Origin of the sequence: Corynebacterium aquatimens (genome assembly GCF_030408395.1) — a bacterium.
GTDB classification, from domain to species: domain Bacteria; phylum Actinomycetota; class Actinomycetes; order Mycobacteriales; family Mycobacteriaceae; genus Corynebacterium; species Corynebacterium aquatimens.
The window spans coordinates 1,660,717-1,682,018 of sequence record NZ_CP046980.1; the positions used below are offsets into that span (position 1 = coordinate 1,660,717).

Consider the following 21,302-nt stretch of genomic DNA (forward strand, 5'->3'; position numbering starts at 1 on the left):
GGAGCAGCGATGCCTACGAAGTACGATCTCGCCATCATCGGATCGGGAGGCGGCGCGTTCGCCGCTGCGATCCGCGCCAGCACGCTCGGGAAGTCGGTGGTGATGATCGAGCGCGGGACGCTCGGCGGCACCTGCGTGAACACGGGCTGCGTCCCGTCGAAGGCGCTCATTGCCGCGGCCGGCGCGCGGCACGTCGCGGTCGACGCCGCATCCCGGTTCCCCGGGATCGCGACGACGGCGGATCCCGTCGACATGCCCGCGCTGATCGCTGGGAAGCAAGCGTTGGTGGAGTCGCTGCGCGGCGAGAAGTACGCCGACGTCGCCGACTCCTACGGCTGGCAGGTCCTCCGCGGCGACGCCTCGTTCGTGGGCACCCCTGATGCGCCGGTTCTCGATGTTGCCGGATCCGACGGAAGCGTCGAGACCATCGAGGCCCACCACTACCTGGTCGCGACTGGTTCTCGCCCGTGGGCACCGCCGATCGACGGCCTGGAGGAGACCGGATACCTGACCTCGACCACGGCGATGGAGCTGACGGAGGTCCCCGAGTCGCTGCTGGTGCTCGGCGGCGGCTACGTAGCCCTGGAGCAGGCGCAGCTGTTCGCCCGCCTCGGCTCGCAGGTCACGCTGCTCGTGCGGTCCCGGTTCGCCTCGAAGGAGGAGCCGGAGGTGTCGAAGGCGCTCCAGGAGGTGTTCGCCGACGAGGGCATCCGCGTCGTCAGCCGCGCAGTGCCCACCCGGGTCTCCCGCGGCACGGGAGGCGAGGCCGTCGTGACCGCCGCCTTGTCCGGCGGCTCGCAGGAGTTCCGCGCCGACCAGGTCCTGGTCGCCCTCGGACGCTGTCCCGTCACCGATGGCCTGAACCTCGATGCGGTCGGGGTGAATACCGGAGACTCCGGCGAGGTGGTCGTCTCCGACCGGCTGCAGTCCTCGAACCCGCGGGTCTGGGCCGCGGGCGACGTGACCGGGCACCCCGAGTTCGTCTACGTCGCCGCCCACCACGGCACCCTCGTCGCCGAGAACGCGTTCGCCGACGCCGACCGGTCCGTCGACTACGCCCGCCTGCCGCGGGTGACGTTCACCGAGCCCGCGATCGGCGCGGTCGGGATGACCGAGAAGGACGTCCTCGCCGCGGGGATCCGCTGCGACTGCCGCGTCCTGCCCCTGCACCACGTGCCCCGCGCCTTGGTGAACCGCGACACCCGCGGGTTCATCAAGATCGTCGTGAACGCCGAGACGAACGAGATCCTCGGCCTGACCGCCGTCGCCAAGGACGCCGGGGAGCTCGCCGCCGCAGGCGTCCACGTGCTCGGCAGGACCGTCGCCGAGGTCGCCAACGCCTGGGCCCCCTACCTGACCATGGCCGAGGGCATCCGGATCGCCGCGAAGGCCTTCACCACCGACCCGTCGCTGCTGTCGTGCTGCGCATGAACGGCAACGCAGGCAATCGGGGAGATCTCATCCTGAAGCAGACGATGAGCGCCGATCAGGACCGCGACGAATGGCGCGCCGGTCCCGTCGTCGCTGCAGTGACCGGGCTGCTCTTGCTGGCATGCTGCGCGCTTCCGTCGCTGCTCTGCGGCGGCCTGCCGTTCATCGCGGCGGGCGGAGCACTCGCAGGCGTCGGTGGGCTCCTCGGTAATCCCTGGATCATCGGTGCCGGGACCGCCGTCGTGATGGCCGTCATGGCGGGGATGCTCGTCAGGCTACGGCGGCGGCACCGGCGCCGCAGGTCCGGCTGCTGCGAAAATCCTTCGACCGCTGATCGGAACCGGTAGTTCGAGCGGATCCAGCGATCACTGCCACCTGCGGAGGCCGCTGAAATCGAAGCCCGACGGGAGAAGGAGGAGCAAAAAGCGTTCGAATCAACCGGTGACGAGGATAATACTGAGGCTGGATCCCGGCCGTCGCGACGCGGTCTCCGCTTCCGCCGAGACGAGAAAGGGTTGTGGGCACCTAGGCTGGGCGGCATGAACGACATGACCATAGCGCCCGGCCCGGGGATCCCCGACGGTGCGGTCATCGCCGCCGATCTCGCGGAGCGTTTCGCGAAATCGTCGACTCCGGGCGGCCAGGGCGTCAACACGACGGACGGCAAAGTCCAGCTTTCCATCGATGTCGCCGAATGCGCATCGCTTACCGACGCCCAGCGTCACCGTATCTCGCGCAACCTCGAGCACCGCCTAGACGGCTCCGTCTTTACCGTGACTGCGTCGACTCAGCGGTCTGTGTTTCGCTCCTGGTCCTCTCGCTTGCACCTGCGACACAGCCTCGTGCCCCCGGGCCGTAGCGTTCGGGGGGAGCACAATAGCCCCAGTCCTCATCACGTCCCGGGATCAAAGAGTTCATCGCAGTGGTTAAGCACTACACGTTGAACTTGAACTCGACCACGTCGCCGTCGGCCATGACGTAGTCCTTGCCCTCCTGGCGGACTTTGCCGTGGGCGCGGGCTTCTGCCATGGAACCGAATTCGTCGAGGTCGTCGAAGGCGACGATTTCAGCCTTGATGAAGCCCTTTTCAAAGTCGGTGTGGATAACGCCGGCGGCCTTCGGTGCGGTGTCGCCCTTGTGGATCGTCCACGCGCGCGATTCCTTCGGCCCCGCCGTCAGGTAGGTCTGCAGGCCGAGGGTTTCAAAGCCGGCTTTAGCGAGCGTCGATAAGCCAGGTTCTTCTTGCCCCACTGCCGCGAGGAGCTCCGCGGCGTCTTCCTCCTCGAGCTCAAGGAGCTCTGTCTCCGTCTGCGCGTCGAGAAACACGGCCTCGGCGGGCGCGACGAGGTCGCGAAGGGTTTGCTTGCGCGCGTCGTCAGTGAGGACGGCCTCGTCGGAGTTGAAGACGTAGAGGAAAGGCTTGGCCGTCATGAGGTGGAGCTCTTTGAGCAGCGCGAGGTCAATCTCATTGCTTTTCGACGCGGCGAACAGCGTGCGATCGTCCTCTAGAATCGCCTGGGCTTTCTTTGCCTCGGCGGCGGTGGCTGCGATGTCTTTGTCCTTGCGGCCTTCCTTCTCCAGGCGTGGCAGGGCCTTCTCAATCGTCTGGAGGTCGGCGAGGATCAGCTCGGTGTTGATGACGGAAATGTCATTCGCCGGGTCCACTTTGCCGTCGACGTGGATGACGTTGTCGTCGCTAAACGCGCGCACGACCTGGCAGATCGCGTCCGCCTCGCGGATGTTGGCCAAGAACGCGTTGCCCATGCCCTCGCCCTCAGACGCGCCTTTGACAATGCCCGCGATGTCCACGAAGGACACCGTCGCCGGCAGGATCTGCGCCGAACCGAAAATCTCCGCGAGACGAGTAAGGCGCGGATCCGGCAGCTCGACGAGACCGACGTTCGGCTCGATCGTGGCGAACGGGTAGTTCGCGGCCAGCACGTCGTTGCGGGTCAGGGCGTTAAACAAAGTGGACTTGCCCACGTTGGGCAGACCGACGATTCCAAGGGTAAGGCTCACGGTGGCTCATCCTATCGCACTACCCATTGCGCCCTCATAGGGAGAGGCACGAGGCGCGTTCGACGCACTCATGGGGCAACGACCTTCCAACGCCCTACAGATAGGGCACAATGGTCCCGTGACTTCCGAGAAGAACGCTGCCAGCGCCTCCGCCAAAGCGCCCAAGAGCAAGCCCAAAAAGGCACTGACGCGCCACCGCGACGACCAAGCTCCTGCACTGACGCAATCTGACAGCCCCACCGCCATGGAGGACCTGCAAAAGGAAACTGCCAAGAAAGACGCACCGGAGCAGGTCGCCGCTGAGCACGAGCAGCCTGACCGGGTGGATCGCACGCTAGTGATCAACGCGTGGATGAAAGCAAGCGCGCTGTTTGCCCTGCGCGCTATCGCCATTCTGATCCTGCTGGGCATCGCGTTCTACCTGATCGGGACGTTCTGGGGCGGCATCATGCCGATCATCATGGCGTTGATCGTCTGCACCGTGCTTGCCCCGCCAACTGGCTGGATGCGTAAACGTGGCGTCCCAGATGGACTAGCCGCTTTTATTTCCATGCTGTTGTTCTTCGCGGCCGTGGTCACACTGCTGTATCTGATCTTGCCGGAAATCCGCAGTAAGGCACCCGGTATTGCGAGTAGCCTCGTGCAGGGAATCCTGCGGCTTGGGGTGTACCTCGAAGGGCCTCCGTTCAACATCGATTTCTCCAAGTTCAACGAAGCTGTTGGGGACATCATGACGTTCATTCAGGAGCGTGCTGGGGCGATCGCTGGCGGCGTTTTCTCCGGTATCTCCACCGCGACCAGCGTCATGTTTACGCTGTTCACTATCTTGATCTTGACGTTCTTCTTCCTCAAGGACGGCCCGAAGTTCCTCCCCTGGGTACGCCGCGCCACGGGCGGTCGCGCAGGCCTTCACGCCACGGAGCTTCTCACCCGTTCGTGGCAGACGCTCGGCGGCTTCATTCGTGCGCAAGCTATCGTTTCGCTTGTCGACGCGGTGTGCATCGGCCTCGGCCTATTCTTCCTGAATGTCCCCATGGCGTTCACCCTCGCCGTGATCACGTTCATGGCGGGCTTCATCCCGATCGTCGGCGCGGTGATCGCGGGTGCATTAGCGGTGATCGTTGCCCTAGTGACCAATGACTTTACGACGGCCGTTTTCGTGCTCATCTTGGTCTGCGCCGTGCAGCAGTTGGAAGGCAATATCCTCTCGCCGATGCTGCAGTCCAAAGCGATGGACCTGCACCCGGTCGTGGTGTTGGTGTCCGTCATGGTTGGTGGCGGCCTGTTCGGCCTGATGGGCGGCTTCCTCGCCGTGCCTGTGGCCGCAATGATTGCCGTTGCACTGCGGTACATGCAAGACATGATCCGACTCCACTCTGGTGAGATCAGCGCCAAGGACCTCACCTTCGCCACGGACGTGGGCAAGGCACTTGCCGAAGTGGAGGAAAAGGAAAGCGCGCACAAGCGTCGTGAAATGCTCGCAGATCACGCGTGGACCGCGCCGGAAATCGCCGACCCCTACGCCGAAACAAGCAAACGCAGCACGCAACGGCCGTTGAGCTGGCGTGACGTTTCGCCGCAGCGCGTCGCTAAGTCTTTTAGCCGCCGCCGCGGGTCTGGGGCGGACTCCTAAGACCTTCCCCCGGGGCCAGTCAATCACGGTCGAGTGAGGCACAACGGGTAGCATGTGTGATCGTGTCACACCTGACGAACCGGAAAAATAGCCAGTCGAAGGAAACCTTCGACGGTCTCTCCATTGCGTCCGGTGTGGGGATCATCGCCGCCGCATTGATTACCGGCGCGCTGCTGGCGATGCACTTTGGATCCCTCGGCTGGCCGTTTTTGACGTTGTACATCGTGGCAGTCGTCGCCGTGACCACCCTAGTCAACCCGCGCGGATTGTTCCTGGTGGTGGCCAGCGCCCCGATCATGTACTTAATTGCGTTGCTGTCGGCTGGCGTCGTGAACGCCTTGCAACAACGTCCCCCGGGCCAATCGGGCCTGGGCAAGACATCCGCGGTGACGATCCTGTATCCACTGGTGCAGTTCTTCCCGGTCTTGATCACCGTCACCGTGGGCAGCGTCATCATCGCCGTGATGCGGTACTGGCTGCTGAAGCGCCACAACGAAGAAATCAGTCGCCTGGATGAGCGGCGCCGCCGCCAGATCAGCGAGGACAATGAGCGCACAGTTCGCCAAGCCAGCAGGTCCCGCAACCGAGCTAGTACGCGCGATGAAGCCCGCTCTGGCACCAGCGCAGCAACCCGCGCCGGGGCCCGCGCCAGCAACCCGTGCGACCGGATCTCCAGCTCAGGCGGGAGTACTCGCGTGAGCCGCGATAAACAGGTCACCGTCAAGGAACTTCTCGAGCGCGCACCGCAACGAACGTCCCAGCGCAACGCCGGCCAGACCATTTACCGCTCCAACCGCTCGGGTCGCGCCGACCGCACCGCCTACAGCAACCGCGATTCTGGCCGCCAGGACTACAGCGACTACAGCCCGCGCGTGCGTCGCTCTCGCGACAGGGCCCCGTACTCAGAGTCAGACAACTAACGCGCTTACGCCCGCGCGGTGGGCAGGGACGCGCGCGGTGGGCAGGGACGCGCGCCCTACACCGCCCGCTTGGCGCGGGGAGGGCGCAGGTCGCGTGGCAGGGCGAAGGTGATCGTCTCTGTGGTCGTGGTGACCTGCTCGACGTCGGTGTAGCCATGATCGGCGAGGTGCTCGAGCACTTCGCGCACGAGGATCTCCGGCACGGACGCACCGGAGGTGACGCCCACAGTCGTGACACCCTCGAGCCAGGCATCCTCGATCTGACGCGCGTAATCCACCAGGTGAGCAGCCCCGGCACCGTTCTGGAGCGCGACCTCCACCAGCCGCTTCGAGTTCGATGAGTTCTGTGAACCCACGACGATCATCAAATCAACCTTTTCCGCGATCGCTTTCACGGCGACTTGGCGGTTCTGGGTGGCGTAGCAAATGTCGTCGCTAGGCGGGTTTTCAAGGTTGGGGTACTTGACGCGCAGCAGTTTGACGATGTCCATGGTCTCGTCCACGGACAGGGTTGTCTGCGAAAGCCAGACCAGCTTCTGCTCCGGCGGGAAGTCAGGGGCCTTCTCTACGCCTTCAACGCCATCGACCAGATGCACGACATCCGGTGCCTCGCCGGCCGTGCCCTCAACCTCTTCGTGGCCTTCGTGGCCGACCAGCAAGATATGGTACCCGTCGCGAGCGAATCGCTTGACCTCATTGTGCACCTTGGTCACCAGCGGACACGACGCATCCAGCGTCTTCAGCTGGCGGTTCGCCGCGGCCTCACGCACCGCGGGCGAAATACCGTGGGCGGAGAAGACCAAGTGGGAACCTTCGGGTACCTGATCGGTTTCATCAACGAAGATCACGCCGCGCTCAGCGAGCGTTTCCACCACGTACTTGTTGTGCACAATCTCCTTGCGCACGTACACGGGGGCGCCGTATTTCTCCAAAGCTTTTTCTACTGTCTCCACGGCGCGGTCGACGCCAGCGCAGTAGCCACGCGGGGCCGCCAACAGAACGCGTTTGCCTGCGGGAACGTCCGCGGGCGCATCCGCAGAAAAATTTTTCTGAGAAATTTCGTTCGGCATGGAACCTACGTTATCGAAATTGAGTCTAAAAGGTAAGCTGGCTAGCCATTAGCGGGCGGGAAGAAGAACAAGTTGCTGCACGGGAATTCGTCCCGGAACGCAGACTCATGACAACAGCAGGACATCACCAGAACATCACCAGGACTACAGCCAAGACATGAACAGAATGAGGAGCACGTGAGCGAGAAAAGCACACCCGAGTCACCGTGGTCGGTGGCGAAGGTCAATGAGAATGTTAAGAAGTGGATAGAGCGGTTGGGGTGGCTGTGGATTGAAGGCCAGCTCACCCAGGTCAATATGAAGCCAACGTGGCGGTTTTCGTACCTCACGTTGCGCGATACGCAACAAGAGGTGAGCGTCGAGCTCACTGCTAACACTGATTTGCTGAGGCGCATGGAGACGCCGCTTCAAGACGGCGACCGCGTCGTCGTCCGCGGCAAACCAGCGTTTTACGCGGCCCGCGGCAAGTTCTCACTGTGGGTGACCGACATCCGCAGGGTGGGCGAAGGCGAGCTCCTTGCCCGCATCGAGGGGTTGCGCAAGCAGCTGGCCGCCGAGGGGCTTTTCGACGAATCCCGGAAGAAACCTCTCCCCTACCTCCCGCGCATGATCGGCCTGATCACGGGCCGTGGTTCCGCCGCAGAACGCGATGTCATTTCGGTGGCAACGGGCCGGTGGCCGGGAGTGCAATTCCAGGTAATAAACACAGCGGTCCAAGGCCCCAACACGGTGCCGGAGGTCGTTGAGGCGTTGCGTTCGCTGGACGCCAATCCGCTTGTCGACGTCATCATCATCGCCCGCGGCGGCGGCTCCGTTGAAGACCTGCTGCCGTTTTCGGAAGAAGCGTTACAGCGCGCGGTTGCCAACGCGCACACGCCGGTTGTCTCCGCGATTGGCCACGAACCGGACAACCCCGTGTTGGATAACGTCGCCGACGTGCGCGCCGCTACCCCGACGGATGCCGCCAAGCGCGTCGTCCCTGACGTCGTCGGCGAGTTCGCTCTCATCGCCGAGGCGCGTGACCGCATGGCCGCGGCGCTGCGCGGCTGGGTTGAGCGCGAACGCACTGGACTGAAAAACGTCCGTTCCCGGCCTGTCATGGCAAACCCGATGACGCCAATCACTTTGCGCCGCGAGGAATTAGGTCGCGCGCTCGATGCAATTCGTCGCGACATCGGCCGCATGGTGGCGAATTCGTCGGCCGAGGTTTCGTCGTTACGCGCACGCGTCTCCGCGTTGGGGCCAGCGCAGACTCTCGCGCGCGGGTACGCCGTGGTGCAGGTTCAACCGCGCGACGGTTCCGAGGCAGAAGTCGTCACAACCATCGAACAATCACCGCCCGGCGCGCAGCTGCGCATCCGCGTCGCCGACGGTTCCATCACCGCCGCCTCCATGGCGACGCAGCCAGCGCAGTAATTAAGCCCAACCACACCCGAAAACTAAGGAAACAAACATGTCAGACAACACTTTTGGAACAGGCACCCCGACCACCGACGTGCAGCCAGACCCCGCCACGCTCACCTACGAGCAGGCCCGCGCGGAGCTCATCGAAACCGTGAAGATCCTCGAGCTCGGCCAAATGAGCCTCGATGAATCCCTGTCCTACTGGGAGCGCGGCGAGGCGCTCGCGAAACGCTGCGAAGTGCTTCTCGACGGCGCAACCAAACGCGTCGAAGCAGCCCTCAGCCAGGGCCAGCCAAACGACCCCGAAGATGCACACAGCCCTGCCGGAAACTAGTGCGGAAGCGGGGCGGTGGCCAGGGTTTCGTCGATAAGCGACGTGAACTCTGCGTCTTCCCCCGCGCCCGTGACGAGCAAGCGGACGTCGGTGGCATCGACGACCCACAGCGGGCGGATCTTCTCATCGTCGGAGAAGTACACGGTGGCGGTGCGGCCCGCGACGTCCACCGTGCGCTGCTTGTCGCGGAAATTGCCATCGAAATCTCTCGCGGCGCGGTCGGCCTCAACATCCGTCTGAGTGAGCTGAAGATACCCCTCTTGCGGCGTGACCCAGCCGACGGCTGGCGCGGGCTGACCTGCAACGATCGACCGCCGCGCGGAATTTGTGACCCACCCCTGCGGCATCTGCGGGAAGCGGACCGGGAAATTCATCGCGCGCGCCTCAAGATCCATGAAGGTCTTCGCGTCGACCTCTTGGACCGGGCCATTCTCCGGCCGGCCGGGGTTGAATGAGCACAGGCCGGTGAAACCCACAGCACCCACCATCGCAATGATGATGACGATGATGCTGATCGTCATGTCCCTTCCGTCCTGGAAAATCCGGGGTTTTTCATCTGCCACGCGGTTCAGTATCGCACGAGTGCTTATCGACGGTCGGGGCCACCCTCCAAGGACCCCGTATGAGGGGAGGTATAGCCCACAAAACGGGCATGCTTCCAGTTGCAGTTGACCTAAAAGTGACACAATGGGGGGAAACGTTCGACACCACCCAGGAGGGTAACTGTTTATGTCTCAGAATCCAGAAGCGCCGGATCGCAACCTAGCCATGGAACTCGTTCGCGTGACCGAGGCGGCGGCGCTCGCGTCGGGCCGCTGGGTGGGTCGCGGCAAGAAGAACGAAGGCGACGGTGCCGCGGTGGACGCGATGCGCCAGATGATCAACTCCGTGAACATGTCCGGCGTCATCGTCATCGGCGAGGGCGAAAAGGACGAGGCCCCGATGCTCTACAACGGCGAGCAGGTGGGCAACGGCACCGGCGCTGAGCTGGACATTGCGGTCGACCCGGTGGACGGCACGCGCCTGATGGCTGAGGGTCGCCCGAACTCGATTTCTGTGATCGCTGCTGCTGAACGTGGCACGATGTACGACCCGACTGATGCGTTCTACATGAACAAGATCGCCGTGGGCCCTGAGGCTGCTGGCTACATCGACATCACGGCTCCGGTGGCCCACAACATCCAGCAAGTTGCTAAGGCAAAGGGCATCGAGCCGCGCGACGTGACCGTGGTCGTGCTTGACCGCCCGCGCCACTCGCAGCTCGTGGCCGATATCCGTGAGGCGGGCGCGAAGGTGCGCTTCATCATGGACGGTGACGTTGCGGGCGGCATCGCTGCGGCGCGCGACAACAACTCCATCGACATCGCGATGGGCGTAGGCGGCACGCCGGAAGGCGTCATCACCGCGTGCGCACTGAAGTGCCTCGAAGGTGAAATCCAGGGCATGCTCGCACCGCAGTCCGACGAAGAGCGCGAAAAGGTCCTGGCAGCCGGCCACGACTTGACCCAGGTCCTGGGCATCAATGACTTGGTCAGCTCCGACGACTGCTACTTCTCCGCCACCGGTGTGACCAACGGCGACATGCTGCGCGGCGTGTCCTACCGCAAGGACGGCGCAACCACCCGATCGCTGGTCATGCGCAGCAAGTCCGGCACCGTCCGCCACGTCGAGTCGCTGCACAAGCTGGCGAAACTGCGCGAGTACGCGGTCGTCGACTACGGCGGCCCGCACGACTAGAGCCTGCGCCTAGAGCCAGCCGCGCACGCGACTAGTCCCAACCACCACCACATCCCGCACTTCCACTAATTTTCTACAAGGAGTTTTCATGACCGAGCAGGAATTCCGCATCGAACACGACACCATGGGCGAAGTAAAGGTGCCCGTCAACGCCCTATGGCGCGCACAGACTCAGCGCGCTGTGGAGAACTTCCCCATCTCCGGCCGTGGCCTCGAGGCCCAGCAGATCCGCGCACTCGGCCTGCTCAAGGCAGCCTGCGCGCAGGTGAACAAGGACATGGGCAACCTGGACGCCGAGAAGGCTGATGCCATCATCGCGGCGGCGAAGGAGATCGCGGACGGCAAGCACAACAACGAGTTCCCCATCGACGTGTTCCAGACCGGTTCCGGCACCTCGTCCAACATGAACACCAACGAGGTCATCGCGTCCATTGCCAAGGCGAACGGCGTTGAGGTTCACCCGAACGACCACGTGAACATGGGCCAGTCCTCCAACGACACCTTCCCGACCGCCACCCACGTGGCCGCAACCGAGGCCGCCGCAAACGACCTGATCCCGGCCCTGCAACAGCTGCAGCAGTCGCTGGCCGCAAAGGCACAGGCTTGGCACGACGTGGTCAAGTCCGGCCGCACCCACCTCATGGACGCCACCCCGATCACCCTTGGCCAGGAGTTCTCCGGCTACGCCCGCCAGATCGAGCTGGGCATCGAGCGCGTGCAGAACACCCTGAACCACCTGGGTGAGCTGGCTATCGGCGGCACCGCGGTGGGCACGGGCATCAACACCCCGGCTGAGTTCGGCGGCAAGGTGACCGCTGAGCTGGTGAAACTCACCGGCGTCGAGCAGCTTTCTGAAGCGAAGAACCACTTCGAGGCACAAGCTAACCGCGACGGCCTCGTGGAGTTCTCAGGCGCAATGCGCTCCGTGGCAGTATCTCTGTACAAGATCGCCAACGACATCCGCCTGATGGGCTCCGGCCCGCTCGCCGGCCTCGCCGAGATCCACCTGCCGGACCTGCAGCCGGGTTCCTCCATCATGCCGGGCAAGGTCAACCCCGTCCTGTGCGAGACCGCCACGCAGGTCTCGGCGCAGGTCATCGGTAACGACGCCGCGGTTGCCTTCGCCGGCACCCAAGGCCAGTTCGAGCTCAACGTGTTCATCCCAGTCATGGCCCGCAATGTGCTCGAGTCCGCTCGCCTGCTGGCCAATACGGCACGCCAGTTTGCTACCCGCCTTGTCGACGGCATCGAGCCGAACGAGGAGCGCATGCGCACCCTGGCCGAGTCCTCGCCGTCCATCGTGACTCCGCTGAACTCCGCGATCGGCTACGAGAACGCCGCCAAGATTGCCAAGCACGCGGTCAAGGAGGGCATCACGATTCGCCAGGCAACCATCGACTTGGGCTTCGTCGACGGTGACAAGCTCACCGAGGAAGAGCTGGACCGCCGCCTCAACGTCCTGGACATGGCGAACACCGACCGCAACTAGGCCGCCCGCGCGGCCCCGGCTCTGCCACCACCCGCGCTGCGCCCCCGGCGCTGCGCGGCCCGCGGCGCTGCGCGGCCACCACCCCCGCCCGAGCTCTCGGGCGGGGGTTCTTTTTTACCTTGCTATCGACGGGTTCTAGGAGCCGGTCGCCTGATAGGAGTAGGCTTGTGCAAGATTCGGCATAGCTGCAGCGTCAACGAAAATCGCCGTGCCTGTGACCTGGGGTTTTTGCCAGGCAGCATTTTTTAGGGTCCGAATTTCGCGTATCCGGCAGCACGGCACCTAGATCGGCAGGAGCAACTCATGGCAGAACGCGTGAATCGCGCTGACGGACACGACGAAACCGAGCTTCGGCGCGGTGAAGACGCTCGGGAGGATGTGGACCGCGCGGGTGGCGCCGAGCGCGGCGGCTCCCACGTGGTCAGCCCTGATGAAGCCGCGCCGCACGTGGGTTTGGTGTTCAGCGCGTTGCTGATCACGATGTTGATGAGCTCGCTGGGCCAAATGATTTTCTCCACCGCGTTGCCCACCATCGTGGGTGAGCTCGGCGGCGTGGACCACATGAGCTGGGTGATGTCCGCGTTCATGGTGACCATGACCATTGCTCTGCCGATATTCGGCAAGCTTGGCGACGGCCTAGGCCGCAAGTGGCTCTACATCACCGGTATCGGATTCTTTGTCATCGGTTCCACGGTGGGTGGATTCGCGGACACGATGGTGGGTCTGATCGTCGGCCGCGCGATCCAGGGCTTCGGCGCTGGCGGGATGATGGTCAACTCCCAGGCAATCATCGCCGAGGTGGTCCCGGCCCGTGAACGCGGCAAGTACATGGGCGTCATGGGCGCGGTGTTCGGAATCTCCTCGGTGCTCGGCCCCGTCCTCGGTGGATGGTTCACGGATGGTCCCGGATGGCGCTGGGGGCTGTGGATGAATATTCCGCTCGGGTTGCTGGCGATGGGGGCGTCGATAAGCGTCTTGCACTTGCGACGCGGTTCGGCGAAGGACCTCCACTTCGATTGGCTGGGCGCGGGTCTTTTGGCGGTGTTCACGTCGTGTCTGATCCTGCTGACCACCTGGGCTGGCACCATGTACGACTGGGATTCACCGACGATCATTGGCTTAGGCATCGCCGCGGCGGTGACGGGCGTCGCCTTCATTTTCGTGGAACTGCGCGCCACAAACCCGCTGATCCCGATGTCGCTTTTCACCAACCGCAACATGGTTCTGACCACCCTGGCCAGCATCGTGATTGGTCTCGCCATGGTGGGCGTGATGGCGTACCTGCCGACCTACCTGCAGATGGTTCACGCCATGAGCCCCACGAAGGCCGGCCTGATGATGGTGCCGATGGTGGCGGGCATCATGTTGACGTCGATAGGCGTGGGCCTGCTCATCGCGCGCACGGGCCACTACAAGATCTACCCGCCGATCGGAATGGCAGTCGTCGCGCTGGCGACGTGGCTGCTCACGGGGCTCACGCCGGAGACGTCGTTGACGCGGATTGGCGTAGACATCTTCATCTTCGGTTTCGGGCTTGGGCTTGTGTTCCAGGTTCTGATTCTTATCGTGCAGAACTCGTTCCCGGTGGCCATCGTGGGTACCGCGACGGCAACGAACAACTTCTTCCGCCAGATCGGAATGGCGCTTGGTGCGTCGCTGGTGGGCACGATCTTCATCAACAACATGCGTTCCCTCATGGAGGAGCGGCTGCCGTCAGCGATCAAATCCATCGGCCCGGACGGCGCGAAATATGCCGAAGCATTTTCGCCTGACGACGGAGGGTCCGCCGCGAACTCCCTCACCCCTGAACTGGTCGCCGGGCTGCCCGATCCGATTCGGGAGGCGATCGTTTCCTCCTACAACGACGGCCTGACGCCGGTGTTCACGGCGATGATCCCGCTGATGATCCTCGCGCTGGTGATCTGCCTGCCGATTCAGCAGGTGAAACTGAAGGAAACGGTAGCGTAAGGGCCTATCGGCAAGCTAGGCGTGGTTGTTGCCTTTCTTCGGCAAGAGGAGCTCGTAGATATCCACGTCGCGCCAGCTGCCGGCCAGCTCACCGTAGGTCATCTTGGCCATGTGGTGGTAGGTGCCCACCTTGGTGAAGCCGCGGGAGACGTGCAACCCAGCTGAGCCAGTGTTCTCGGGAAAAATCCAGGCGTGGATGGACCATTTATTCAGCTTGATGCACGTGGCGATAAGCGTATCGAGGAGAGCCTTGGAAATACCCCTCCCCCGCGCGTCCGGGTGGGTGTAGATGGAGTCTTCTACGACGCCGTAGAAAACAGAACGAGTTGACGCCTGTGCTGCTGCGACCCATCCGAGCACTTTGTCGTCGTCGTTAGCCTCGACCGCGACAAAGACTGTTTCCGTGATTTTGGAGGAGATGAACTTCTCCCACGTTGGGCCGTATTGTTCGTAGGAGGCATGGCCGGTAATAAGGCCATCTTCGTAGATCGCCCGGACCTGCGGGTAATCCTCGGGGCGGATCGGGCGAATCACGAAGTCCGCGGTGTCTGCGCCGTCGGTGCGGCCATCACGTGTTTCAGGCATGCGTGTCATCGTACGCCGTGGGGCACGAATGTGCCCCACGCGTGTTTCTCCGACAGGTCCGTAGGGCACGGCTGTGGTCGCGTGGGGCACGAATGTGCCCCACGCGTGTTTCGCCGACAGGTCCGTAGGGCACAGCTTTGGTCCGTAGGGCACGAATGTGCCCTACGCGTGTTCCTCCAGCAGGTCCGTCACCAGCTCGGCGATCTGCGAGCGCTCGGAGCGCTGCAGGGTGATGTGCGCGAAGAGGTCTTGGCCTTTGAGTTTCTCGATTACGGCTTGGACACCGTCGTGGCGGCCGACGCGCAGGTTGTCGCGCTGGGCGACGTCGTGGGTGAGCACAACGCGGGAGCCGCGGCCGAGGCGGGACAGGACGGTGAGCAAAACGTTGCGCTCCAGCGACTGGGCTTCGTCCACGATCACGAAGGCGTCGTGGAGGCTGCGGCCGCGGATGTGCGTGAGCGGTAGTACCTCGAGCAGGTCACGGGCTGCGACTTCCTCCATGACGTTGTCGGACACAACGCCTTCGAGGGTGTCGTAGACGGCCTGAGACCAGGGGTTCATCTTTTCCATTTCGTCGCCAGGCAGGTAGCCCAGGTTTTGGCCACCCACGGCATACAGCGGGCGGAAGACGATGATGCGCTTGTGCTGTCCGCGCTCAAGCACGCTTTCCAGCCCCGCGCACAACGCCAAGGCAGACTTTCCTGTACCTGCGCGGCCGCCGACGGAGACGATGCCCACCGAGTCGTCGAGAAGCACATCGAGCGCGACGCGTTGCTCCGCGCTGCGGCCCTGGAGGCCAAAGGCGTCAATGTCACCGCGCACGAGCTTGACGACGCCTGACGGCGTAACGCGGCCAAGAGCCGACTGGGAACCGTTAGTGAGCGCGACACCGCAATGAACCGGAAGGTCCTCTGTGTCGACCGTGACAAAGCCGGTGGCGTAGAGCTCGTCGATCTCTTCCCCTGAGACCTCCAATTCTGCCATGCCGGTGTAACCCGTCAGAACCACGTCTTGCGCGCGGTACTCCTGGGCTGGCAGGCCCACGGCACCCGCTTTGACGCGCAAGGGAACATCTTTGGTCACCAAGACAACGTCGGTACCTTCCTGGAGGAAATTGTGCGCGCAGGCGAGGATGCGGTTGTCGTTCTCGGGGCCGCGCAGGGCGACAGGAAGGTTCGCCTGGGACTGGTGATTCAGTTCCACACGGAGGGTGCCGCCGTCGATGTTGACGGGCATCGGGTGGTCGAGCCGCTCGTAGTCGGCGCGAAGATCCTCCAAAAAGCGAAGAGCTTGGCGGGCGAACCAGCCAAGCTCTGGGTGATGACGTTTCTGCTCGAGTTCCGTGATGACCACGAGAGGCAGAACAACGTGGTGTTCCGCAAACTTCCGTAGAGCCCACGGGTCTGAAAGAAGCACCGAAGTGTCAATCACGTAGGTCTTCACGGTCGTGTTTGTGTGGTAGTTCTCCAGCGGGTGGTCACGCCGGTCGAGCTGAGAAACAGAAGGGTCAAACATAAACTTGCTCCCCTTGTGGGTGGACAGTGTCGGGCGGCACACCGGGCAGCGCGCCGCGGGGGTGTCTAAAGACGGTGTCGAGCTTCTGCGCCAGGACGATACGAAGCGTTTCGTCTACGCCTCGATGCCCTGACACCGCCCACCATAAAGGACCAAGGTTAAAAATTACATCGCTGTAACATGAACAAAACTTGACGTTGCGTCACACCTAACCCACCTGAATCATGGGCACCGTCGTGGGGCGAGTGCGTGGGCGTGGTGCTCTGGCGTGGTGCTCTGTTGCGGGAACGCGAAAGCCCCGCTGCGGCCCCCCTTTGAATCGGGGGCTGCGCGGGGCTGTAGGCGTTAAGAAGCGTGCGGCAGTTAAGCGTTCACTGCCACGGGCTTACATGGTCTCAGCGGTCCACTTGCCGTCCTTGACCATCCAGGAGATGGTGCCGTTTTCGAACTTCTGGCTCCAGCCGTTGTCGTCAGCGTTCTTTGCCTCAGCCTCGACCGGGATGCCGATCGGGTTAGCAAGGGCGCCGCCTTCCTTCCAGACGCGGGCGATCTCGCCAACGAGCTTGATGCCGCCGGTCTCCTTGGAGTACACAACGTTCTTCTCAGCGTCGTACTCAACGAGGTACTTGTCGTCTTCGTTGACAACCTTGAACGGCGTGCCCCAGTTGTCGCGCTCGATGTCGTCCATGGACTTCTTCAGCTCAGCCGGGACCAGCACCTTCTCGCCGTCCTGGGTCTCAACCTCGACGGTCTCGCCCTCAGCGTCGGCGCCGGCAGCGTCAGCGTCCTCGGACGGGGTGACCGTGTTGGTCTCTACGTTGGTTTCGGTAGCTTCGGTCTCCACAACGGAGGTCTCAGTGGTCGTGGTCTCGCCCTTGTCGTCGCCACAAGCAACGAGGCCAGCGGACAGAGCGAGTGCCGCAGCAGCGGCGCCGAACGTACGAACAGTGGTGTTACGCATTGGAAAATAACCTTTCATAACTAATTGCTATTACGTTGACCATTGTACAAAGAAAAATCCCGCGTAACCGCGGGCTTGCTTTCGGTTGAATAACGATTGAAAACCGGTTTGCTTTCAGCAGTGACTTTTCGACAGTTAGCTATCAGCAGCCGGCGCCTAGACGCCATTGGGCGCGTCGAGCGCCCAATGTGCGTTCAGGGCTTATGCGGCGGCGAGTTCCATCGCAGCCGACTCGATGCGTCCCGCGGCCAAAAGCTCGCGTGCTTCCCTGTTAGCCAGAACAGGAATGAAGGTAGGAATCACGGCACCTGCCTCGTGGCGGGCAACGACAGCCTTGAAAGTAGCCTCAATGTCCGCCGCAGCGAAAGCGCCGCCGAATTCAGCAACCAGGTCCTCCTGGATGCGGCCGTAGACGTTAGTCATCAGTGCGGTACGTGCGAAGTTCGTCATTATTGTTCACCTTCCTCTTCGCGTCAGGGTTGCCGTAGGTCGCACCGCCGGACGGAATCTCCGCCCAACGATTTAACCTTGGCAACCGTTTGTTAACTTGTTGTTTACTTTAGGGCGAACAAAAGGTTAACGCAAATTAAACACGGGCATTGATAGTTGATTGCCCCCATTGGTGGGTGATTGCCAAATGATTCGCATGTTTCCGCAGTTCACGAGCTTGTTAGGTGGCCGTTTCTACCCCGTTACAGTGCGAAATAGAAGGAGGGTATGCAAAAAGCGGCGCTTCCCGTCGTCGAGAAGCGCCGCTGAGCGCGTGAGCCTTAAGTGGGCTGACTCAAGTGAGGTTAGAGGAGTTTCCACTCCTCCAGGCCCGGGTAGAGCGGGAAGTCCTGGGCGAGCTTGTCCACGCGTGCGCGCAGGGCTGCGGTGTCGGCGCTCTTGTCTTGCGCGAGGGCGGTGCCGATGATGTCGGCGGTCTCGGTGAAGGCGGCGGCGTCGAAGCCACGGGTGGCCAGTGCGGCGGCACCGATGCGCAGGCCGGAAGCGACTGCTGGCGGACGCGGGTCGAACGGAACGGCGTTGCGGTTCACGGTGATACCTACCTCGTGCAGCAGGTCTTCGGCCTGCTGGCCGTCGAGCTCAGAGTTGCGCAGGTCTGCAAGGACAAGGTGAACGTCCGTGCCGCCGGTGAGCACGTCGACGCCTGCGGCGGTGCAGTCGTCGGCAACGAGGCGCTCAGCGATGATGCGTGCACCCTCAATGGTGCGCTGCTGGCGGTCCTTGAAGTCGTCGGTGGCAGCGACCTTGAGCGCGGTAGCCTTCGCCGCGACAACGTGCATCAGCGGGCCACCCTGCTGGCCAGGGAAGACGGCGGAGTTGAGCTTCTTCGCGTACTCCTCCTTGGCCAAAATCATGCCGGAGCGCGGGCCGCCGAGGGTCTTGTGGATAGTGGTCGAGACCACGTCAGAGTGCGGCACCGGGGACGGGTGAAGGCCAGCGGCGACGAGACCGGCGAAGTGGGCCATGTCGGTCCACAAGAAAGCACCGACCTCATCAGCAATCGAGCGGAAGGCCTCAAAGTCGATGGTGCGCGGGTAGGCAGACCAGCCGGCGATGATCACCTGCGGCTTGTGTTCCAAGGCCAGTTCGCGGACCTTGTCCATGTCAATGCGCATGGTGTCCGGGTCAACCTCATAGGCAACGACGTTGTACAAACGGCCGGAGAAGTTGATCTTCATGCCGTGGGTGAGGTGGCCACCGTGCGCCAGGGACAGACCCATGATGGTGTCACCAGGCTGGATCAGCGCGTGAAGCACGGCGGCGTTCGCCTGCGCGCCGGAGTGCGGCTGCACGTTGGCGTACTCCGCGCCGAAAAGTGCCTTTGCGCGGTCGCGCGCGATGTCCTCGATGATGTCCACGTGCTCGCAGCCGCCGTAGTAACGGCGGCCCGGGTAGCCCTCCGCGTACTTGTTGGTCAGGACCGAACCCTGTGCCTGCAGCACCGCACGCGGCACGAAGTTCTCCGACGCGATCATCTCCAAGGTGTCGCGCTGGCGCGCAACCTCTCCAAGGATGGCGTTGTAGACGTCCGGGTCTAGCTGCGACAACTCCTGGTAGCGCAGGTCTTCACTCATTGATTCCACTCTTTTCGCTCGAATCGGCTTCAAAAATAAGCACGGCGGTGTTCGTCGCCGTTTGCACCGACATTACAATGGCCCGCATGCCACGCGCATCTGAACCGAGCCCGTACCTGGACTTTGACCGGCGCCAGTGGCGTGAACGCCGCGCCACGATGCCCCAGGTGCTCACGGAGACTGACCTTGAGGATCTCCGGGGCATCGGTGAAATCATCGACCTTACCGAGGTGGCGGAGATTTACCTCCCGCTGTCGCGTCTCATTCACATGCGCGTGAAAGCCCGCCAGAAGCTCATCACGGCAACAGAGACGTTCCTGTGGGAAAGCCTCGGCGAGGGCCTTTCGCGGGAGCCGGTCAAGGGCAACCCCAAGCACGTTCCCTTCATCATTGGCATTGCGGGCTCGGTCGCCGTGGGGAAATCAACAACAGCTCGTGTGCTTCAGGTCCTGCTCCAGCGGTGGAAATCGCACCCCCGGGTCGACCTTGTAACCACCGACGGGTTCCTCAAACCCACTGCGGAGTTGAAGGAGAAAGGTCTGCTCGAGCGCAAAGGCTTTCCAGAGTCCTACAATCGCCGCGACCTGATGCGCTTCGTCTCCGATGTGAAAGCTGGTAGGGAGTCCGTCAAGGCCCCTGTTTATTCCCACGACGCGTATGACGTGATCCCCGGGGAGTTTCAGGAGATCAACCAGCCGGACATCCTCATCGTGGAGGGGCTCAACGTTTTACAAACTGGCCCCACCTTGATGGTGTCCGACTTGTTCGATTTCTCCGTCTACGTCGATGCTCACCCGCGTGACATCGAGCAGTGGTACATCGATCGCTTCATCAAGTTGAAAAACACCAACTTCCGCAAGCCCGGCGCGCACTTCGCACGCTACGCCGAGCTTGACGACGAGCAGGCGGCCATCAAGGCCCGCGAAATCTGGCAGACGATCAACCTGCCCAACCTGGTGGAAAATATCCGCCCAACCCGCATCCGCGCGTCTTTAGTCCTGCACAAAGATTCGGACCACTCCATCCAGCGCGTGCGGATGCGCAAGATCTAAGCGTCGTTTACTTACCAAAGCGGCGCGAGCGCTGGGAAAAATCGCGCAGCGCGCGCAGGAAGTCAATCTTCCTAAACGCAGGCCAGTAGGTGTCGGTGAACCAGATTTCTGAATACGCCGACTGCCAGATCAAAAACCCAGACAGACGCTGTTCGCCGGAGGTGCGGATCACCAAATCCGGGTCGGGTTGCCCGGAGGTGTACAGGTGCTCGGACAGGGTCTCAGCGGTGACGGTGTCCGCGAGATCAGAGGCGCTGACGCCCGCGTCCACCTGCGCGTGAATGAAGTTCTTCACCGCATCGACGATTTCTTGGCGGCCACCGTAGCCAACGGCGATGTTCACCACGATCCCGTCCGCGCGCGGCCCGTCCGTGGCCGCTGCGGCTGATTGCATGCGTTCAGAAACCGCGGCGGGCAACAGCTCAAGCTTGCCCATTAAACGCAGCCGGGCGACAAAGGGATTGTTGGACAGCTCATCAATAACACCGGAAATGATGTCGAGCAGAAGCTGAACTTCTTCTTCCGATCGCGCGAGGTTTTCCGTGGACAACAGGTAGATCGTTACTACCTCGACGCCCATCTCCGCTGACCATTCCACCAGTTCGGAGATTTTCGCGGCCCCCACCCGGTGGCCGTGGGATACATCAGTAAAGCCCGCTTCACGCGCCCAGCGCCGGTTGCCGTCCGCCATTACAGCGATGTGTTTCGGCCGCGGTGCGTCCTGGAGCTCGCGCTTCAGCCTCGCTTCATAGAGCGGGTAGAGAAGAGAATCGAGCGCCATATACACAAACGTTACTAAAAGATCCCGCTCTTGCGTTGATCCAGGAGGCCTTCTTCAGCCATCGCCTTATCGACGGCCGCGGAATCAAACACATCGATCCCATGCTCGTCGGCAAACATGCGACGCCGGTTAAAGCGGGAGAACCTGCGGTGGAATGCCCACCCGATGGAAATGACAACGACGGCGAGCGCGACGACGATGAACAATCCCGTCGGCGCTGCCTTTCCAAACTCCGGCCCGACTAGGCCCTGCGGCCCCTCCCCCGGCACATGCGAATCGGCGGGCACGGACACCGTGGTTGTCGTCTCCGTCATCAGGT

21 protein-coding genes are annotated in these 21,302 nt (G+C 62.8%); 11 read left to right on the plus strand and 10 right to left on the minus strand.

Annotation, left to right across the window (positions count from 1 at the left end):
* Positions 1 to 9: 9 nt before the first annotated feature.
* The 3 genes from merA (at position 10) to CAQUA_RS07525 (ending at position 2,375) form a co-directional block, all read left to right on the plus strand.
* Entirely contained in the window at positions 10 to 1,431 is a 1,422-nt protein-coding gene (merA, locus tag CAQUA_RS07515; RefSeq protein WP_196823838.1) for a mercury(II) reductase, read from the plus strand.
* Positions 1,428 to 1,778, plus strand: coding sequence for a mercuric ion transporter MerT (gene merT / locus CAQUA_RS07520; protein ID WP_196823837.1), 351 nt, complete (start codon positions 1,428 to 1,430; stop codon positions 1,776 to 1,778). Before merA ends, merT begins: the two co-directional genes overlap by 4 nt.
* 192 nt (positions 1,779 to 1,970) lie before the next feature.
* Positions 1,971 to 2,375 (plus strand): peptide chain release factor I, encoded by a 405-nt coding sequence (locus CAQUA_RS07525; protein ID WP_231375324.1) that lies wholly within the window; start codon positions 1,971 to 1,973, stop codon positions 2,373 to 2,375.
* Here the strand turns inward: CAQUA_RS07525 and ychF are convergent.
* Positions 2,365 to 3,450, minus strand: a complete 1,086-nt coding sequence (gene ychF / locus CAQUA_RS07530; RefSeq protein ID WP_196823836.1) for a redox-regulated ATPase YchF — start codon at positions 3,448 to 3,450, stop codon at positions 2,365 to 2,367. The genes CAQUA_RS07525 and ychF overlap by 11 nt on opposite strands.
* Positions 3,451 to 3,568: 118 nt before the next feature.
* Between ychF and CAQUA_RS07535 the strand changes: the two genes are divergently transcribed.
* Both CAQUA_RS07535 and CAQUA_RS07540 read left to right on the plus strand, forming a co-directional pair.
* On the plus strand, positions 3,569 to 5,083 hold the full coding sequence (locus CAQUA_RS07535) for an AI-2E family transporter (RefSeq protein WP_290178101.1): 1,515 nt from the start codon (positions 3,569 to 3,571) through the stop codon (positions 5,081 to 5,083).
* A gap of 62 nt (positions 5,084 to 5,145) precedes the next feature.
* A complete protein-coding gene (locus CAQUA_RS07540; RefSeq protein ID WP_196823835.1) occupies positions 5,146 to 6,003 on the plus strand; it encodes a DUF6542 domain-containing protein in 858 nt (285 codons plus the stop codon).
* Positions 6,004 to 6,059: 56 nt separating this feature from the next.
* On the opposite strand, the gene CAQUA_RS07545 is transcribed toward CAQUA_RS07540, so the two are convergent.
* The gene (locus CAQUA_RS07545) at positions 6,060 to 7,073 is read right to left on the minus strand and encodes a 4-hydroxy-3-methylbut-2-enyl diphosphate reductase (RefSeq protein WP_196823834.1); all 1,014 of its coding nucleotides are present in this window, start codon (positions 7,071 to 7,073) and stop codon (positions 6,060 to 6,062) included.
* 177 nt (positions 7,074 to 7,250) lie between these two features.
* On the opposite strand from CAQUA_RS07545, the gene xseA reads away from it, so the two are divergent.
* Both xseA and CAQUA_RS07555 read left to right on the plus strand, forming a co-directional pair.
* Entirely contained in the window at positions 7,251 to 8,489 is a 1,239-nt protein-coding gene (gene xseA, locus CAQUA_RS07550) for an exodeoxyribonuclease VII large subunit (RefSeq protein WP_196823833.1), read from the plus strand.
* A 37-nt stretch (positions 8,490 to 8,526) separates the two neighbouring features.
* The gene (locus CAQUA_RS07555) at positions 8,527 to 8,811 is read left to right on the plus strand and encodes an exodeoxyribonuclease VII small subunit (protein WP_196823832.1); all 285 of its coding nucleotides are present in this window, start codon (positions 8,527 to 8,529) and stop codon (positions 8,809 to 8,811) included.
* Here the strand turns inward: CAQUA_RS07555 and CAQUA_RS07560 are convergent.
* The gene (locus tag CAQUA_RS07560; RefSeq protein WP_290178104.1) at positions 8,808 to 9,374 is read right to left on the minus strand and encodes a DUF4245 domain-containing protein; all 567 of its coding nucleotides are present in this window, start codon (positions 9,372 to 9,374) and stop codon (positions 8,808 to 8,810) included. The two genes, CAQUA_RS07555 and CAQUA_RS07560, sit on opposite strands and share 4 nt — an antisense overlap.
* Positions 9,375 to 9,540: 166 nt before the next feature.
* Here CAQUA_RS07560 and glpX point away from each other — a divergent pair, with 166 nt between their 5' ends.
* The 3 genes from glpX to CAQUA_RS07575 all read left to right on the plus strand — a co-directional run bounded on the left by glpX (position 9,541) and on the right by CAQUA_RS07575 (position 14,005).
* Positions 9,541 to 10,548, plus strand: coding sequence for a class II fructose-bisphosphatase (glpX, locus tag CAQUA_RS07565; protein ID WP_196823831.1), 1,008 nt, complete (start codon positions 9,541 to 9,543; stop codon positions 10,546 to 10,548).
* Between the two features lie 88 nt (positions 10,549 to 10,636).
* Positions 10,637 to 12,037, plus strand: a complete 1,401-nt coding sequence (locus CAQUA_RS07570) for a class II fumarate hydratase (RefSeq protein WP_196823830.1) — start codon at positions 10,637 to 10,639, stop codon at positions 12,035 to 12,037.
* A gap of 480 nt (positions 12,038 to 12,517) precedes the next feature.
* A complete protein-coding gene (locus CAQUA_RS07575; RefSeq protein WP_231375704.1) occupies positions 12,518 to 14,005 on the plus strand; it encodes an MDR family MFS transporter in 1,488 nt (495 codons plus the stop codon).
* 15 nt (positions 14,006 to 14,020) lie between these two features.
* Here the strand turns inward: CAQUA_RS07575 and CAQUA_RS07580 are convergent, their stop codons facing one another.
* From CAQUA_RS07580 to glyA, 5 genes are all read right to left on the minus strand, one after another.
* Entirely contained in the window at positions 14,021 to 14,590 is a 570-nt protein-coding gene (locus tag CAQUA_RS07580) for a GNAT family N-acetyltransferase (protein WP_196823828.1), read from the minus strand.
* 162 nt (positions 14,591 to 14,752) lie between these two features.
* Positions 14,753 to 16,105: an RNA 5'-3' helicase PhoH2 gene (gene phoH2, locus CAQUA_RS07585; protein WP_196823827.1), complete on the minus strand. Its 1,353-nt coding sequence runs from the start codon at positions 16,103 to 16,105 to the stop codon at positions 14,753 to 14,755.
* Positions 16,106 to 16,490: 385 nt separating this feature from the next.
* A complete protein-coding gene (locus CAQUA_RS07590; RefSeq protein WP_196823826.1) occupies positions 16,491 to 17,066 on the minus strand; it encodes an LGFP repeat-containing protein in 576 nt (191 codons plus the stop codon).
* Between the two features lie 201 nt (positions 17,067 to 17,267).
* Complete coding sequence (locus CAQUA_RS07595) at positions 17,268 to 17,516, minus strand: three-helix bundle dimerization domain-containing protein (protein WP_196823825.1); 249 nt, start codon at positions 17,514 to 17,516, stop codon at positions 17,268 to 17,270.
* Positions 17,517 to 17,860: 344 nt separating this feature from the next.
* Complete coding sequence (gene glyA, locus CAQUA_RS07600; RefSeq protein ID WP_196823824.1) at positions 17,861 to 19,150, minus strand: serine hydroxymethyltransferase; 1,290 nt, start codon at positions 19,148 to 19,150, stop codon at positions 17,861 to 17,863.
* A gap of 86 nt (positions 19,151 to 19,236) precedes the next feature.
* Between glyA and coaA the strand changes: the two genes are divergently transcribed.
* Complete coding sequence (gene coaA, locus CAQUA_RS07605) at positions 19,237 to 20,202, plus strand: type I pantothenate kinase (protein ID WP_196823823.1); 966 nt, start codon at positions 19,237 to 19,239, stop codon at positions 20,200 to 20,202.
* A gap of 7 nt (positions 20,203 to 20,209) precedes the next feature.
* Here coaA and CAQUA_RS07610 read toward each other — a convergent pair whose 3' ends face one another.
* Together CAQUA_RS07610 and CAQUA_RS07615 are read right to left on the minus strand one after the other, a co-directional pair.
* Positions 20,210 to 20,983: an isoprenyl transferase gene (locus CAQUA_RS07610; RefSeq protein ID WP_196823822.1), complete on the minus strand. Its 774-nt coding sequence runs from the start codon at positions 20,981 to 20,983 to the stop codon at positions 20,210 to 20,212.
* 14 nt (positions 20,984 to 20,997) lie between these two features.
* Positions 20,998 to 21,297: a hypothetical protein gene (locus tag CAQUA_RS07615; protein WP_376993189.1), complete on the minus strand. Its 300-nt coding sequence runs from the start codon at positions 21,295 to 21,297 to the stop codon at positions 20,998 to 21,000.
* Positions 21,298 to 21,302 lie beyond the last annotated feature (5 nt).

Coding starts and splice junctions, on each gene's coding strand:
- merA (WP_196823838.1), top strand. CDS start 10: ATGCCTACGAAGTACGATCTCGCCATCATCGGATCGGGAGGCGGCGCG.
- merT (WP_196823837.1), top strand. CDS start 1,428: ATGAACGGCAACGCAGGCAATCGGGGAGATCTCATCCTGAAGCAGACG.
- CAQUA_RS07525 (WP_231375324.1), top strand. CDS start 1,971: ATGAACGACATGACCATAGCGCCCGGCCCGGGGATCCCCGACGGTGCG.
- CAQUA_RS07545 (WP_196823834.1), bottom strand. CDS start 7,073: ATGCCGAACGAAATTTCTCAGAAAAATTTTTCTGCGGATGCGCCCGCG.
- CAQUA_RS07555 (WP_196823832.1), top strand. CDS start 8,527: ATGTCAGACAACACTTTTGGAACAGGCACCCCGACCACCGACGTGCAG.
- glpX (WP_196823831.1), top strand. CDS start 9,541: ATGTCTCAGAATCCAGAAGCGCCGGATCGCAACCTAGCCATGGAACTC.
- CAQUA_RS07570 (WP_196823830.1), top strand. CDS start 10,637: ATGACCGAGCAGGAATTCCGCATCGAACACGACACCATGGGCGAAGTA.
- CAQUA_RS07575 (WP_231375704.1), top strand. CDS start 12,518: ATGTTGATGAGCTCGCTGGGCCAAATGATTTTCTCCACCGCGTTGCCC.
- CAQUA_RS07580 (WP_196823828.1), bottom strand. CDS start 14,590: ATGCCTGAAACACGTGATGGCCGCACCGACGGCGCAGACACCGCGGAC.
- phoH2 (WP_196823827.1), bottom strand. CDS start 16,105: ATGTTTGACCCTTCTGTTTCTCAGCTCGACCGGCGTGACCACCCGCTG.
- CAQUA_RS07590 (WP_196823826.1), bottom strand. CDS start 17,066: ATGCGTAACACCACTGTTCGTACGTTCGGCGCCGCTGCTGCGGCACTC.
- CAQUA_RS07595 (WP_196823825.1), bottom strand. CDS start 17,516: ATGACGAACTTCGCACGTACCGCACTGATGACTAACGTCTACGGCCGC.
- glyA (WP_196823824.1), bottom strand. CDS start 19,150: ATGAGTGAAGACCTGCGCTACCAGGAGTTGTCGCAGCTAGACCCGGAC.
- coaA (WP_196823823.1), top strand. CDS start 19,237: ATGCCACGCGCATCTGAACCGAGCCCGTACCTGGACTTTGACCGGCGC.
- CAQUA_RS07610 (WP_196823822.1), bottom strand. CDS start 20,983: ATGGCGCTCGATTCTCTTCTCTACCCGCTCTATGAAGCGAGGCTGAAG.
- CAQUA_RS07615 (WP_376993189.1), bottom strand. CDS start 21,297: ATGACGGAGACGACAACCACGGTGTCCGTGCCCGCCGATTCGCATGTG.